Origin of the sequence: Streptomyces lydicus (assembly GCF_000717345.1) — a bacterium.
In the GTDB taxonomy this organism is placed as follows: domain Bacteria; phylum Actinomycetota; class Actinomycetes; order Streptomycetales; family Streptomycetaceae; genus Streptomyces; species Streptomyces lydicus.
Genome location: NZ_JNZA01000050.1, coordinates 1 through 14,711, shown reverse-complemented (window position 1 = coordinate 14,711; position 14,711 = coordinate 1). Strand labels below are relative to the sequence as shown.

The window sequence follows — 14,711 nt, the reverse complement described above, 5'->3', positions numbered from 1 at the left end:
CGTACAGACACCACTGCTGCACGCACGGTTCCCGCCAAACCTGACCGCCGCCCCGTTTCCCTCGGGCCGGGCCCCCGCTACCGGCGCCGTCCCTCAACGGCGCCGCCGTTCACTCCCCGAGCGGCTTCGTGCCCCGGTGCAGCGCCACGATCCCACCGGTGAGATTGCGCCAGGCGACCTTGCGCCAGCCCGCGGTCTGCATCCGGGCGGCGAGTTCGGGCTGGTTGGGCCAGGTGCGGATGGACTCCGCGAGGTAGACGTACGCGTCCGGGTTGCTGCTGACCGCGCGGGCGACCGGCGGCAGCGCGCGCATCAGGTACTCGGTGTACACGGTCCGGAAGGGCGCCCAGGTCGGCTCGCTGAACTCGCAGATGACGACCCGGCCACCGGGCTTGGTGACCCGGTAGAGCTCGGCCAGCGCCGCGTCGGTGTCCTGGATGTTGCGCAGCCCGAACGAGATGGTGACGGCGTCGAAGACCCCGTCCGCGAACGGCAGCCGGGTCCCGTCACCAGCGGTGAAGGGCAGCCACGGGTGCCGCTTCTTGCCCTCCCCCAGCATGCCGACGGAGAAGTCGCACGGCACGACGTACGCACCGGTGCGGGCGAACGGCAGGGAGGAGGTGCCGGTGCCGGCCGCGAGGTCGAGCACCCGCTCGGCGGGCCGTGCGTCCACCGCACGGTCCACCTCCTTGCGCCACAGCCGCGCCTGCCCCAGGGAGAGCACGTCGTTGGTGAGGTCGTACCGTGCCGCCACGTCGTCGAACATCGCGGCGACTTCGTGCGGCTGCTTGTCCAGGGATGCTCGGGTCACCCGGCCATTGTCCACCGTGGGCGGCCGACGCCCGCACCGGGCACCGCCGAGTGGCGCCGGGCCGCTGTCCCGACGACCGGGGGTCAGTGGCGCCGGTGGACGAGGCGGCCGGCCACCACGGTGGCCAGCGCGGTGCCGTCGTCGGCGATGATCGCGAAGGTGGCCGGGCCGCCGACGGTCAGCGGCCGCGGGCCCGGGCCGGGCCGTTCCGGGAGGCCGGAGCGCCGGACGGCCGTACGGACCGCGGGGCGGGTGAACGGGCCGGTCAGTGAGGTCGTGCCGGCCGCCAGCAGACGCTGCAGTCCGCGGCGGGCGCTGGCGCCCCAGCGGGACTCGGGCATACCGGCCGCGCTCCTGCCGAGGGCGGCGAGCGCCTCGCCGGTGAGCGGCTCGCTGCCCAGTGCGTCGGCCTCGCGCGGGTCGGGGTGGTAGGCGGCCTCCAGCAGCGCCGCGCCGTCGGGCTCGTGCCGGCCGGGGGTGACGATGCCGTCCCACTCGCGGACCCGGGCCCGGCCCGGAGCTCCGGCGGCCCCCGTGCCGTACGCCGCCGCCAGTTCCTCGTACGGGCCGATGGCGGCGAGGCGGGTGCCGTCGACGACGACCGCGTGCCCGGGGGCCAGGGGGCCGTCCGGCACCGCCCGGACCCCCCGCACGCGGTGAAGTGTCAGCATCCGGCGGCTACTTGGCCTCGACGAGCTTCAGCTCCGGGTGGGCCGTGCCGCCCTCGATGGCGGTCGAGGAGAAGTGCGAGACGACCTTGTCGTCGACCGGGTCGTCGGCCGGGTCGTCGTGCACGACCAGGTGCTCGTACGTCGTCGCGCGCTGCGCCGGGACCCGGCCCGCCTTGCGGATCAGGTCGATGATCTCCATACGGTTGGAGCGGTGCTTGGCGCCGGCCGAGGAGACCACGTTCTCCTCCAGCATGATCGAGCCGAGGTCGTCCGCGCCGTAGTGCAGCGACAGCTGGCCGATCTCCTTGCCGGTGGTCAGCCAGGAGCCCTGGATGTGGGCGACGTTGTCGAGGAAGAGCCGCGCGATGGCGATCATGCGCAGGTACTCGAAGAGCGTGGCCTGCGTCTGGCCCTTCAGGTGGTTGTTCTCCGGCTGGTAGGTGTACGGGATGAACGCGCGGAAGCCGCCCGTCCGGTCCTGCACGTCACGGATCATCCGCAGGTGCTCGATCCGCTCGGCGTTGGTCTCGCCGGTGCCCATCAGCATCGTGGAGGTGGATTCGACGCCCAGCCGGTGGGCCGCCTCCATGATTTCCAGCCAGCGCTCGCCGGACTCCTTCAGCGGCGCGATGGCCTTGCGGGGGCGGGCGGGGAGGAGTTCGGCACCCGCGCCCGCGAAGGAGTCGAGGCCGGCGGCGTGGATCCGCTGGATCGCCTCCTCGACCGAGACCCCGGAGATCCGGGCCATGTGCTCGATCTCGGACGCGCCGAGGGAGTGGATGACCAGCTGCGGGTACGCCTTCTTGATGGCCGAGAAGTGCTTCTCGTAGTACTCGACGCCGTAGTCCGGGTGGTGGCCGCCCTGGAACATGATCTGGGTGCCGCCCAGTTCGACGGTCTCCGCGCAGCGGCGCAGGATGTCGTCGAGGTCGCGGGTCCAGCCCTTGGCGGTGTCCTTGGGCGCGGCGTAGAAGGCGCAGAACTTGCAGGCCGTCACGCACACGTTGGTGTAGTTGATGTTGCGCTCGATGATGTACGTCGCGATGTGCTCGGTACCGGCGTACCGGCGGCGGCGTACGGCGTCGGCGGCCATGCCCAGCGCGTGCAGCGGCGCGGAGCGGTACAGGTCGAGCGCCTCCTCCGGCGTGATGCGGCCGCCCTGCGCGGCGCGGTCGAGTACGGACTGGAGGTCGGCGTTCTCGGTCACCGGGGCGTCCCTTTCGCAGGCGGGCATCACGACTGAACCAGCCTACGTCAGCCCTCCGACGGCTTCGCTGGCGGCCGGGCCGGGCTGTCCGGAGGCTGACGCGCGGCGCCCCGGGGGCCCGCTCAGTGTTTCGTGAGGGTGGCCTTCGGCGAGCCGCCCGCGGGGTCGTCGGAGGCGAACGCGATCGAGGCACCGTCCTTGGCGAGCGTGTACGTCACACGGGACTTGTTGCCGGTGCAGCCGGGCCCCTGCCGGCCGTCCGGCCGCTCGGCGAGCACCAGGCGGCTCGGGGTGGCCGACTCCAGCTTCGCCTTCGCCTCGCAGCGCACCAGCACCGCGTCGTAGGTGGTGCGGATGACGTAGTCGCCCTTGCCGCCGGCCGTGATGGTGCTGGTCATCGTGCCGTTGGGGATGCCGTGCGAGGTGGTGATGCTGCCCGTCCAGGTGCCGAGGAACGGCTTGCCGACGGCGGGCCGGCCGCCGGGGCCGGAGGGCCGGGCCGACGGCGTACGGCCGCCCGGCGGCTCGGCGCCCGCCTGGCTCCGGTCGGCGTTGCCGCCCAGCCCCGGCATCAGCTGGAAGACGAACGCCGCGGTCGTCGCGGCGGCCAGCGCACCGGCCACCGACAGCACCAGCGTGCAGCTCACCCGCCGCGGGCGGGCCGCGCCCCCGACGGCGCCGGACAGCGCGATCCGCCGCTCCTTCGCGGCGGTCGGCGACGACGCCCCGGTGGGCAGATCGGCGATCCGGGCGGCGGTCGGCGGGTGACCGGCCCCGGTCGGGGTGTGCCCCGCTCCGGCCCCGGCCGGGGTGTGCCCCGCTCCGGCCCCGGCCGGGGTGTGCCCCGCTCCGGCCCCGGTCGGCGGGTGGCCGGCGGCACCGGTCGCTCCGGCGACGGGCCAGGGCGCACCCGGCGGCACCGCTCCCTCCGCCCCGTGGAGCTGCGCCGGCGCGTCGAACGGCACCAGGCCCGAGGCCGCTTCACCGCCGGCCCCCGCACCGCCGAAACCCACCCCGTACGAAGGATCCGGCGGCCCGAATTCCCCTCCCCCGGTCCCCGCGTCGAGGTTCAGCAGCTCCACCGCCTGACGGGTGACGCGTTCCACCAGGGGGCCGGGCAGCCAGCCGGCGCGTACCAGGCCGGCCGCGCCGCCGCCGTCCCCCGCGAGGCGGGCCGCCAGCTCGGCCGGCGCCGGGCGGTGCGCGGGGTCCTTGGCGAGGCAGCCGGCCACCACCTCCCGCAGCTCACCGGTGAGTCGGGGGCCGAGTTCGGGTTCCTCGTGGACGACCTTGTAGAGCAGCGCGGCGGACGAGTCACCGCGGAACGGGCTGCTGCCGGTCGCCGCGAAGGCCAGCACCGCGCCGAGCGAGAACACGTCGGCGGCGCCCCCGGCCCCCTTGCCGAGGATCTGTTCGGGCGCCATGTAGCCGGGCGAACCGACCGAGACCCCGGTGGAGGTGAGCGACGCGGTGCCGTCCGTGGCCCGCGCGATCCCGAAGTCGATCAGCAGCGGCCCGTCGAGGGTCAGCAGCACGTTGGACGGCTTGACGTCCCGGTGCACCAGCCCGAGCGCGTGCACCGCCGCCAGCGCCTCGGCCAGTCCGGCACCGAGGGCCCTGACGGAGTGTTCGGCCAGCGGCTCGGCCTCGGTGACGGCCTGGGCCAGCGAGGGCCCGGCGACATAGCCGGTGGCGACCCACGGAACACCGGCGTCCGGATCGGCGTCCAGTACGGGCGCGGTCCAGGCGCCGCCCACCCGGCGTGCCGCCTCGATCTCCCGCCGGAAGCGGGCCCGGAACTGGTCGTCGACGGCGAAGTGCGCATGGACGACCTTGACGGCGACCGTACGGCCACCGGCGCTGCGCCCGAGGAAGACCCGGCCCATCCCGCCCGCGCCGAGCCGGCCGAGCAGCCGGTACCCGCCCAGGACCCGTGGGTCGTCCGCTGCCAGCGGCTCCATGGCGCCTCCCCCTTGATACGGCGCGCCCAGCTTATGACCCATGTCATGCCGGGCCCCCTGAACCCGTCAGCTGCTTTCCCCCTCAAACAGGAGGTAACCGACCATCCCGCCCCAGGACTCCGCCGGTCCGGCCACCGCCGGCCGGCGGGCACCGGGGCGGCTGCCGCCCGCGCGGCAGCGAGACCGCCCGCCCGGAGAGAACCCGTGCCCGTGCCCCACCCCGAGCGAAGGAAACGGGCCCGGCTCCTCGGCGCGGTCGTCGCCGCCCTGGGGCTCGTCCTCTTTCCCGTCGTCAAATACGGGAACGTCTGCCCCGACACCGGGAAGCCGATGGCTTTCGGCCGGCCGCTCGCGGGCCACCAGCGGGCCGCGTTCCGTACGGCGAGCACCCTCGCCGACGGCACCAGGATCGGCGTCACCACGCTCCACGGGACGAAGTCCGGCTTCACCGGCAAGGTGTGGGCCTGGGCGCCGCCGGAGTATTACCAGGAGCGCTACCGCGACAGCGCTTTCCCGGTGCTGATCGCGCTGCCCGGTGGCCGCGGCTACCCCGCCAACTACTGGAACCGCCCCCGCCTCGGGCTCCAGCGGGCCGTCACCGACCTGGCCGCGCTGGGCCGCAGCAAGCCGTTCGTCCTCGTCATGCCGCAGCTCAACCCGGACCCGCGCCACTATTACGACGGCAGCGACATACCGGGCCGCCCGAAGATCGGCACCTGGCTGTCCGACGACGTCCCCGACCTGGTCAGAGCCACCTTCCGGACGTTCACCAGCCGCGACGGCTGGGCCCTCATGGGGTCCTCGTCCGGCGGTTTCGTGGGCCTCAAGATGGCGCTGCAGCATCCGGACCGCTTCCGGGCGGTGCTCGCCAGCGGGCCGGACATCCGCCCGGACTCGCCGCTCTGGCGGGGCCACGAGAAGGAGCGGCGCGCGAACGACCCCGAGCGCCTCGCCGCGCGTCTGTCCGCCCGTGCCGGCGCCCCGCCCCTGCACCTCCAGTTCCAGATAGGGACGGAGGAACGCGGCCGGGCCAACCTGGAGCGCTTCATCCGCCGCTACGCCAAGGGACCCGTCACGGCCGCTCTGCACGTCATCCAGGGCGCCGGTCACAACGCCAAGGGGTACGTCAGGGGCATGCGGGAGGCGAGCCTGGAGGCGATCGGCAAAGTGCTGCGCGGCCCGGCTCCCGAGGGCCGCCCGGACCGCACGTACACCGCCGGGCCGCCGGCCGGGGCCCGGCCCGGCGATCGGGACCCCGGCCGCAGGCACAGGCCCTGACCGGGGGGCCGAGGGCCGGGGGGGGGCCGAGGGCCGGGGCCGAGGAGCAGAGGGGCCCTACGGCGTGAGCAGCTCGACCTTCACGTCGGCCGGGAACCCGGTGGTCGGTCCGACCCGCCGGGCGAACTCGGTGACGCCGCGCAGCTGCTCGGCCCCGAACCGGAAGTCCAGCGTGGTGAAGTACCGCTCCAGCACCGGCTCGTCGAAGGTCTCCCAGCGCGCCGCCTGTTCGGCGACCTTCGAGACCTCCTCCAGGGACACGTCGCGGGAGGCGAGGAACGCCTCGTGCACCTTGCGCACCACGACCGGTTCACGCTCCAGGTAGTCGCGCCGGGCCGCCCAGACGGCGAAAACGAAGGGCAGCCCGGTCCACTCCTTCCACATCTGGCCGAGGTCGTGCACCTCAAGGCCCAGCCGCGGCCCGTCGTGCAGATTGGCGCGCAGCGCGGCGTCGCCGATCAGCACCGCCGCGTCCGCCTCCTGCATCATCAGGCCGAGGTCCGGCGGGCAGGTGTAGTAGTCCGGCCGCACGCCGATCTTCTCGGCCAGCAGCAGCTGGGCCAGCCGGACGGACGTCCGCGAGGTCGAGCCGAGCGCGACCCGGGCGCCGTCGAGCTGGTCGAGCGGCTTCTGCGAGACGATCACGCAGGACATCACGGGGCCGTCGCAGCCCACCGCGAGATCCGGGAAGGCGACGAGGTCGTCGGCGGCGCGCAGGAATTCCACGAGCGTGATCGGCGCGATGTCGAGCTCGCCGCGGACCAGCTGTTCGCTGAGCTTCTCGGGCGTGTCCTTGCTGAGGTCCAGATCGAGCAGGGTGCCCGTACGGGCGAGGCCCCAGTAAAGGGGCAGGCAGTTCAGGAACTGGATGTGGCCCACTCGCGGCCGGCTGCGACGGTGATCGGCGTCGGCTCCTGCGGGTGCGTCTCCGAAGGTTGAATTGTCCACATGCGGAGGCTAGACCTGCCACGCTCGCCCCGCCGCGGCGGGGCAACCTATGGACGTTAGTGCTGACGGTTAAACGTGATCTTTGGCTCTTCCGCCTCACGAGTCCACCATGCTAGGCTCAGCGCAAGTTGCAGTTTGGTTTCCCTTGCAGTACAGAGCCTGCGGAGCATGTAACCCGCAGGCTTTTGTAGTTTTCAGACTTGTTTGCAGGTTCTGGAGCAGGGCAACCCTTTGGCCCAAGGAGGGCTTATGGCTACCGGAACCGTCAAGTGGTTCAACGCTGAAAAGGGCTTCGGCTTCATCGCCCAGGACGGCGGCGGCCCGGATGTCTTCGTCCATTACTCGGCGATCAACGCCTCCGGCTTCCGCTCCCTCGAGGAGAACCAGCAGGTGACCTTCGACGTCACCCAGGGCCCCAAGGGCCCGCAGGCGGAGAACGTTTCCCCGCAGTAAGTTGCCCGGCCCGGAATCTTTCCGAGTCGCACCTAAGTAGTACCCAAGGAGCCTCGCTCCGCCACTCAGGTGGCGAGCGGGGCTCCTGCCTTTTGTTTCCCCGCGCCGCCTTTGCAGGTGCACCGGCCCCGGGCGGCTTGAACGGCAGTTGCATGAACTCTTGCCGACGAGCGGATTAAGAACGTTTTCGGCCACCGCCGGGCACCCTCTCCGAACGAACTCACCGGCTTTCTCCGGCGCGGAAAGAATGCCGGCAGGTAACCGGCCCCGGCCGGGTACGGAACCGCTCGGGGGACGCCCCGGACCGAGGTACGGAACCAGCCGTACGAGCCGCGGCCCGACCCGGCACCCCGCACGCCGTGCCCCGCGCCCGCCCCCGGGACACCTCCGACCGAGCGCGTATCGAAGCGATCACGGAAAGTGGTCACATGGCGACATGACGCGGCCTACCGTGGGCAGAATGAGCGAGCACTTGCCCCCGCAGAAGCCCTGCCCCGATTGCGGCGGCAGAGGAATTGTGGACTGGGAGACGCCGGCCGGCGACGAGGTCACGACGCTGTGCTCCGGGTGCGGTGGCACCGGCACCGTCCTGGCGTAAGAGGAGGCAGAGGCGACGTGGCAGCGTTGAGCAAGAACGGGAAGCCGGTCGGCCTGGAAGCGGAGTACGTCGGCAAACTGCCGTGCGCCACCTGCGGAATACGGTCGATGAAGCTGCCCGGACGGCAGGGCGGGCTGTGCATCCCCTGCTACGCCGAGGAGTGCGCGACCGCGGGACGACGCGCGGCGACGGCCGGCACCTGGGTCGCGGCGAGCTTCGTCGGCGACCCGTGCCTGGCGTGCGGCTCCCGGTCCGTCGACGCCAACGGCTGGGCGTTCTGGTGCAACTCCTGCGAGATGCAGACGGCGGTGGCCCTGCCGCCCCGGTGAGCCGCCGCTTTTGGTTGCCCTGTCTACCAGCGGAACCGTGGGTAGCGTGGAAGTCAGGAAGGGCATGAGCCTGACAGCACCCGGGCAGTGGTCGCCATGTTCAACGGCCGAGCAGATAACGAACGCAGCCTGACCGCACCGTTGCCGGCGCCCCGGTTCGTGGCCTGGTGGGTGTGGAGCGGCATCGGGTTCGCCGGGCTGCTCGCCGCGCTCGACACGGCGGGAGCCCGCCGTCCGGCCTGGCACGACGACGGGGTCGTCGGATACCTGGGCCGGGTCTTCGGCGGCCTCGGCGCGGTCTTCAAGCCGGGGTCCCACGGAGGCGCCTCCATCGGCACGCGGCTCGCCGTCTTCCTGGTGATACTGCTGGTCCTGTATCTGCTGTGGCGGGCGACGCGCGCCTGGCTGGCGTACAAGCCCGGCGCGGTGGACGTACAGCAGCTGGAGGACGCCACACCCGAGGGCACCCCGAAGCCCCGCGACACCGACCTCACCGCCAGGCTCCGCCACCGGCTCTCCGACAGCAGCATGTATCCGCCGGCCACGCTTCCGGCGCAGGCCCCCGCCGAGTCCTTTCTGGACCTGCTGGGCGACGTCGAAATCGATCCCGAGAAGCTGGGGACGGCGCTGCCGAAACTGCTCAGCCGGCTGCGCCCGCAACTGGCCTACCGGGTCAGCGGCATTCTCCAGTTCCGCGAAAGCCCGCTGCCGGATCAGTACGGCGCGACGGTCACCGTCACCGCGTTCCTCTTCGGCGGCTCGCGTACGACGACCGTATGGGGCAGCGACTGGGACGACGTCATCCGGAAAGCCGGCAGCTGGATCATCAGCACGCTGTTGCCCGTCACCCGCGCCGGGCGGCTGCCGCCGTGGCGCCGGTGGTGGGGCCGGGAAATCAAGCCGGAGCTCTACGAGGCATATCAGTCGGCGAACGAACTCAGCCGCGCCGGCCATTGTCACGAGGCGCTGGAGCAGTACTTCCGGGCGGTACGCCTCGACCCGACGAACGCCGCGCTGCGGGCCGAGCTGGCGGAGATCCAGGAAAGAATGGGCCTGCACATCGACGCGCTCGACACCTGCCAGCGGGCGCTGACCCTTGACGGGCAGAGTGCCCGCCGCTACCGGAAACGACTGTGGCAGAACCGCTGGATTCCGCACTGGCGCCGGCTGCGCTACTTCCGGCACCCCCGCCTGCACCGCGAGATGCTCGGCCTCCGGTACCGCAATTCCATCATTCTCGGCACGTCCGAAACCACCGCCGAACAATGGTGCGCGCACGCCGGAACCAATGGCGCCCACACACGCGAACACCTGACACCGATCCTTGTGGAACGGTACTGGCCCGCCGCCGCCGGACTGCCCGGCACAGCCGCCTCCCTGCCCCGCAAGGCGCGGAAAAAGGCAGGCCAGGATTGGCTCAGGGAGACGCTGGAGAGCGAGAACGAAGCCGCGGTGCGCCTGGTGATGCAACGAGCCGCCCTCCAGGAGACGGCACGCCTCGCCGCCGACGACGCCTGGGCCCGCATCTGGCTCTACTGGCCCGCCTGGCTGTGGAGTTGGGCCCGGTTCTTCTGGCCGGCCGCCTACCACCAGAGCGCGCGCGGTACGCAGCCCTCCGTCACCCGCGGCGCCTTCCAGATCAACCGCAGGGTGTGGGCCCCGCTGCGCCTGGCCTGGGCGAGCACCGAGTGCGGCGTCATGCCGCACCCGCAGAAGTGGCGGCGGAAATACTCCTGGCGGTCCCCCGGCAGTCGGCTCGGCTGGGATGCGCTGGATGTCCCGGCCCTCCGCAGGCGGCTCGCCACCGCGCCGTGGATCGGCTCACGTCGCGACTGGCACACCCACTACAACACCGCATGTGTCTACGCCGTGGCGATGAACGCCAATCGCCACGACCGGCTCCTGCAACGGAAATTGGCCCGCTATGCCGTCGCCCATCTCGACCAGGCCGTACAGGCGACGTGCGGGCGTGCCGCCGCCGTCGAACGGTCGTGGATGGTCGACGAGGATCCCGACCTCGCGCTGCTCCGCCGAAAGGGCACCCGCCCGAATGCCCTCTTCAACAACTTCGTCCGGACGGTCTACCCGAGCGCGGAAGCCTTCGAGCAGAGCCCGCCCAGCAGCCGGTCCGACAAGCAGCTGCGGGAGTACGACTACCGGCTGCTCGAAGAAATAGCCAAGGTGATGCAGCAGGTCTGGAACCAGCGGAGCGAGACCGCCGACGTCGATATCCAGCAGGCGACGGAATGGCTGCGCGCCGAGCGCAAGCTCTGGAACTCCCTGCACGGGATCTCCGCGGACGCGTCCAGACGCAGATGGCAGGACAGGGTGACCCTCATCCGGTACGTGCAGGCCAACTTCCAGCCGATGTCGTCCTCTTCGCCGGACTTCCCGCCCCCGCTGGTGCCGGACGAGACGGCGTCCCCGAACGGCGTGCCGGCCCTCACGGCGATCGAGGAGACGCTTGCGGCCCTGCACGACGACATGACGAAGGCCCGCGCCTACGCGATGAGCGATGCGGGGCAGCGGCTTCTCCGGGAACGCGCCGCGGACGGTGTGACGCGCCTGGACACGAAGACGGTCCACCGGCTGTCCACGGGCTATGCGGCGGCCTGGCAGACCCTCGACGACTGGCTGGAGGGCGAGGCCGCCCACACCGCCTTCCGCCACGCCCTGCGTGATGTGCCCCGCCTGACGCGACGCCGGGTCACCGCGCTCCGCGACGGGAAAAGGCTGCGGATTTGACGGCCGTGATGAACGTGTTCCAGGCCCCGTCCGGGATGCACAGGGCCGGCCCCTCGGGGTCCTTGGAGTCCCGCACGGGAACGAGACCGGGGAAGTCGTCCGAGACCTCGACGCAGTCGGCGCCGTCACCGTTGCTGTAGCTGCTCTTGCGCCAGCGGGCAGAGTTCAGGTCAAGCCTGTTGCTGCGCTTCATCTCGGTAACCCCTTGCCGCTTCCTCGACGATGGCCAGGGACGCCTCGGGCGGCAGTGCGACGGCCCTCAGCAGATCGTACGACTTCCGGTAGTCCGTCACGAGCGGTGGATAGTCGATGGCCTGCCCGCTGAACTCCGCTTCCGTCCAGACCAGTTGTGGCGCGTCCGGGAAGGTCATGATCTTGGCCATGCCCATCATGAGCGGATGGGCGGCCGTCGTTTCCGGCAGGATTTGCAGAACGCTGCGCGTGGACCGGATCACCTCAGCGATGTGTTCCAGCTGCTCGGCCATGTGCTCAGCGGGGAGCAGTGGCTTGCGGATCAATTCCTCGCGCAGAATCGCCCAGTACGCGGGGCGATCGTCGCGCTTCCAGATCTCCGCGCGCCTGATCCTTGCGCGGACCTTCACCTCGATGTCCTCGGGACGATCCCACGGCTTCGCGGTCCGGCTGAGCCTGCGCACGTACGCCTCGGTCTGAAGCAGGCCCGGGACCACGGCAGGCGCCCAGTCCTCGATCGAGGTCGCGGCCTTCTCCATGTCCGGCATATCCGCGAAATACTGCGGATTCCCGGCAGTGCGCGCCTTCCGGGCATCTTCACAGCGTCGCGCGAAAAAGCCGTCCGTCGTGAGCTTCCGGTCGACGTGCCGGGCCAGGTCCTCCGGCATCCGCCGCTCACCGCGCTCGATCTGGCTGAGGAACGAGATCCCGCGGTAGCTGCCCTCCGCGAGCTGTTCGAGCGTGAGACCCGCGGCTTCTCTCTGATAGCGCAGCTCGGCTCCGTAGAAGGCCGGAACGCTCGCCGAGGCGTCAGGATCTTTACGAGGAGGCACAACGCACCACCGCTCTCTGCAAGTTGCCCTGCGTAACCCAATTCCCTTCCACGCTACGCCGCGTGACGCCACGCTGTGAGCAGTTCGTCACCAAGCGCACAGGAAGGCGTACGCCGCATGCCCAGCTCTCTCCACGACGACGTGCACGACTGCACCGAAGTCCTCCGTGCCGCACTGCACGCCAACGGCATCACGTTGCCGTCGCTCGGGGTCGACCTCCCGGGGTTGGCGCATCCCGGTCTGCCGCCGCTGGTCGCGCTCGGTAACTGCAATACGGCGACCGCGCACAAGCTGGCGGAAGCGCTCCGTAAGGCCGCGGCGCGGTGAAGCCGCTCAGGCTGGAGCTGCTCGCCGTACCCAAGGAGGTGGCGGGACTGCGGCGAGCCGTGGGTGCGTATGTGGGCAGCGGTCCGGGTGCCGAAGTCCAGCTCTGCGTCAGCGAGATAGTCGCCAATGTGATCCGGCACGTCGGGGAAGGCACCCCGGTCGTCGTCCGGGTCAGCGGCGCGGCCGGCGGGCGGTTCCGGGTCGAGGTCACCGACCCCGAGCCGCGGGCGCTGCCCGTGCCGGTGCGGGCGGCGGGCGGGGACGAGTGCGGACGGGGGGTGGCCCTGCTGGAGGCCGTATCCGTGCGGTGGGGCGTGCTGCGGGGCATCGACCGCAAGACCGTCTGGTGCGAGATCGCCGGCGGGTAGCAGCGCCGCACGTCAGGCCCCGCGCCACCTCCCCCACAGAGGTGACACGGGGTTCCAGTTTGCCGCGCCGGGGGCCCGGTCTCCAGAGGCGTTGTCATGTCCTTTCGTAAAGGGCCGCTATGTCTTTGGCGAAATCGCGGGCGACGGCGGCCCGCCGCAGTTTGAGGGAGGGGGTGAGGTGGCCGGTCTGCTCGGTGAAGTCCACCGGGAGGACGGCGAAGCGGCGGATGGATTCGGCCCGGGAGACGAGGGCGTTGGCATCGTCGACGGCGCGTTGGAGGTCGGCGAGCAGGCTCTCGTCGTGGACGAGTTCCGCCAGCGGCAGGTGCTGTTTCTTGTGCATCTGGCGCCAGTGGGCCAGGCCGTCCGGTTCGAGGGTGAGCAGCGCCGTGATGTAGGGGCGGTTGTCGCCGACGACCATGCACTGGCCGATCAGGGCGTGGGAGCGGAGGCGGTCCTCCAGGGGTGCGGGGGCGACGTTCTTGCCGCCCGTCGTCACGATGATCTCCTTCTTGCGGCCGGTGATGGTGAGGTAGCCGTCGGCGTCGAGGGAGCCCAGGTCGCCGGTGGGGAGCCAGCCGTGGGGGTCGGTGGCGGGACGGACGGCGCCGAGGGCCGCGTCCCAGTAGCCGGCGAAGACGTGGCCGCCGCGGAGCAGGATCTCGCCGTCGTCGGCGATGCGTACGGCGGTGCCGGGCAGCGGCCAGCCGACGGTGCCGATGCGGGGGCGCTGGGGTGGGGTGACGGTCGCGGCGGCGGTGGTCTCCGTCAGGCCGTAGCCCTCGAAGATCTCGATGCCGGCGCCGGTGTAGAAGGCGGCGAGGCGGTGGCCGAGGGGCGAGCCGCCGCAGAGGGCGTAGCGCACCTTGCCGCCGAGGGCGGCCCGGATGCGGCGGTAGACGAGCGGGTCGTAGAGCTTGCGAGCGGCCTTGAGGGCGACGCCGGGGCCGGGGCCGTCGCCGTGTTCCTTCGCCTCGACGGCTTCGCCGTAGGAGCGGGCGATGCGGGCCGCGCGGTCGAAGGAGGCGGCGCGGCCCATCTTCTCGGCGGTGGCGCGGCCGGTGTTGTAGACCTTTTCGAGGACGTAGGGGATGGCCAGGAGGAACGTCGGGCGGAAGCCGGCGAGATCGGCGAGCAGGTCGTCGGTCTGGATGCTGGGGGCGTGGCCGAGGCGGACCCGGGCGCGCAGGCAGCCGACGGCGACCATCCGGCCGAATACGTGGGAGAGCGGCAGGAACAGGAGCGTGGAGGCGGGCTCCTGACTGGCCGCCCGGAAGACCGGGTGGAGGAGTTCGACGGCGTTGTCGACCTCGGCGAAGAAGTTGGCGTGGGTGAGGGCGCAGCCCTTGGGGCGGCCGGTGGTGCCCGAGGTGTAGATGAGGGTGGCGAGGGCGTGCGGGGCGAGTCCGGCGCGGCGCTCGTCCACCGCCTCGTCGGGGAGGTCGCGGCCCGCGGAGACGAGCTGGGAGACCGCGCCGGTGTTGCACTGCCACAGGTGGTCGAGGGCCGGCAGGTCGCCGCGGATGCCGCTGATCAGGCGGGTCTCGTCGACGTTCTCGACGACGCAGGCGCGGGCGGCCGAGTCGTGCAGGATCCACCGCGCCTGGTGGGCGGAGGAGGTGGGGTATATGGGGACGGTGACCAGGCCGGCGGCCCAGGCGGCGAAGTCGATGAGGGTCCACTCGTAGGTCGTACGGGCCATGATCGCGAGCCGGTCGCCGGGGCGCAGGCCGTGCGCGATCAGGCCCTTGGCGACGGCGCGGACCTCGGCGGCGAACGCGGCGGCGGTGATGTCGCGCCAGGCGCCGCCGGTCTGTTTGCGGGCCAGCACGATGTCGGCGGGGGCCACGGCGGCGTTGTGGAAGGGGAGGTCGGCGAGGGAGCCGTGGCGGGCGGGCGGCACGAGCGGGGGGACGTGAACTTCCCGGACCTCGCCGCCGACCAGGGTTTTCTGCGGCTCCACGAGGGCGGGGGCGGGTGTTGCGGTGGG

Annotated in this window: 15 protein-coding genes; 7 read left to right on the top strand and 8 right to left on the bottom strand. The window is 71.8% G+C overall.

Annotated features, from left to right (window positions below; all coding sequences use genetic code 11):
• Window positions 1–109 precede the first annotated feature (109 nt).
• The 4 genes from OO62_RS33085 to OO62_RS33070 all read right to left on the bottom strand — a co-directional run bounded on the left by OO62_RS33085 (window position 110) and on the right by OO62_RS33070 (window position 4,650).
• On the bottom strand, window positions 110–811 hold the full coding sequence (locus tag OO62_RS33085) for a demethylmenaquinone methyltransferase (RefSeq protein ID WP_033271386.1): 702 nt from the start codon (window positions 809–811) through the stop codon (window positions 110–112).
• Between the two features lie 83 nt (window positions 812–894).
• On the bottom strand, window positions 895–1,482 hold the full coding sequence (locus OO62_RS33080) for an imidazolonepropionase-like domain-containing protein (RefSeq protein ID WP_033271385.1): 588 nt from the start codon (window positions 1,480–1,482) through the stop codon (window positions 895–897).
• Window positions 1,483–1,489: 7 nt separating this feature from the next.
• Window positions 1,490–2,689 (bottom strand): cyclic dehypoxanthinyl futalosine synthase, encoded by a 1,200-nt coding sequence (mqnC, locus tag OO62_RS33075; RefSeq protein ID WP_033271384.1) that lies wholly within the window; start codon window positions 2,687–2,689, stop codon window positions 1,490–1,492.
• Window positions 2,690–2,811: 122 nt separating this feature from the next.
• Window positions 2,812–4,650: a serine/threonine-protein kinase gene (locus tag OO62_RS33070; protein ID WP_033271383.1), complete on the bottom strand. Its 1,839-nt coding sequence runs from the start codon at window positions 4,648–4,650 to the stop codon at window positions 2,812–2,814.
• A 204-nt stretch (window positions 4,651–4,854) separates the two neighbouring features.
• Between OO62_RS33070 and OO62_RS33065 the strand changes: the two genes are divergently transcribed.
• Window positions 4,855–5,928: an alpha/beta hydrolase gene (locus tag OO62_RS33065; RefSeq protein ID WP_063739082.1), complete on the top strand. Its 1,074-nt coding sequence runs from the start codon at window positions 4,855–4,857 to the stop codon at window positions 5,926–5,928.
• A gap of 57 nt (window positions 5,929–5,985) precedes the next feature.
• Here OO62_RS33065 and OO62_RS33060 read toward each other — a convergent pair whose 3' ends face one another.
• Window positions 5,986–6,876 (bottom strand): menaquinone biosynthetic enzyme MqnA/MqnD family protein, encoded by an 891-nt coding sequence (locus OO62_RS33060; protein ID WP_078617485.1) that lies wholly within the window; start codon window positions 6,874–6,876, stop codon window positions 5,986–5,988.
• Window positions 6,877–7,125: 249 nt separating this feature from the next.
• Here OO62_RS33060 and OO62_RS33055 point away from each other — a divergent pair, with 249 nt between their 5' ends.
• The 4 genes from OO62_RS33055 to OO62_RS33045 all read left to right on the top strand — a co-directional run bounded on the left by OO62_RS33055 (window position 7,126) and on the right by OO62_RS33045 (window position 11,001).
• Window positions 7,126–7,329 carry a cold-shock protein gene (locus OO62_RS33055; protein WP_033271381.1) on the top strand — a complete coding sequence of 68 codons (204 nt, stop codon included), beginning with the start codon at window positions 7,126–7,128 and terminating at the stop codon, window positions 7,327–7,329.
• 460 nt (window positions 7,330–7,789) lie between these two features.
• A complete protein-coding gene (locus OO62_RS39775) occupies window positions 7,790–7,927 on the top strand; it encodes a hypothetical protein (protein ID WP_157850184.1) in 138 nt (45 codons plus the stop codon).
• 17 nt (window positions 7,928–7,944) lie between these two features.
• The gene (locus OO62_RS33050) at window positions 7,945–8,256 is read left to right on the top strand and encodes a hypothetical protein (protein ID WP_033271380.1); all 312 of its coding nucleotides are present in this window, start codon (window positions 7,945–7,947) and stop codon (window positions 8,254–8,256) included.
• A 96-nt stretch (window positions 8,257–8,352) separates the two neighbouring features.
• A complete protein-coding gene (locus tag OO62_RS33045) occupies window positions 8,353–11,001 on the top strand; it encodes a hypothetical protein (protein ID WP_129322981.1) in 2,649 nt (882 codons plus the stop codon).
• Here the strand turns inward: OO62_RS33045 and OO62_RS38570 are convergent.
• Complete coding sequence (locus OO62_RS38570; protein ID WP_078617484.1) at window positions 10,964–11,194, bottom strand: DUF397 domain-containing protein; 231 nt, start codon at window positions 11,192–11,194, stop codon at window positions 10,964–10,966. The genes OO62_RS33045 and OO62_RS38570 overlap by 38 nt on opposite strands.
• On the bottom strand, window positions 11,172–12,026 hold the full coding sequence (locus tag OO62_RS33040) for a helix-turn-helix domain-containing protein (RefSeq protein WP_106974932.1): 855 nt from the start codon (window positions 12,024–12,026) through the stop codon (window positions 11,172–11,174). Before OO62_RS33040 ends, OO62_RS38570 begins: the two co-directional genes overlap by 23 nt.
• Window positions 12,027–12,143: 117 nt before the next feature.
• Between OO62_RS33040 and OO62_RS33035 the strand changes: the two genes are divergently transcribed.
• Both OO62_RS33035 and OO62_RS33030 read left to right on the top strand, forming a co-directional pair.
• Window positions 12,144–12,353, top strand: coding sequence for a hypothetical protein (locus OO62_RS33035; protein WP_033271378.1), 210 nt, complete (start codon window positions 12,144–12,146; stop codon window positions 12,351–12,353).
• Window positions 12,350–12,721, top strand: a complete 372-nt coding sequence (locus OO62_RS33030; RefSeq protein WP_033271377.1) for an ATP-binding protein — start codon at window positions 12,350–12,352, stop codon at window positions 12,719–12,721. The genes OO62_RS33035 and OO62_RS33030 overlap by 4 nt, the downstream gene beginning before the upstream one ends.
• 94 nt (window positions 12,722–12,815) lie before the next feature.
• Here OO62_RS33030 and OO62_RS33025 read toward each other — a convergent pair.
• A partial coding sequence (locus OO62_RS33025) for an AMP-dependent synthetase/ligase (protein WP_033271406.1) occupies window positions 12,816–14,711 on the bottom strand: 1,896 nt, incomplete at its 5' end.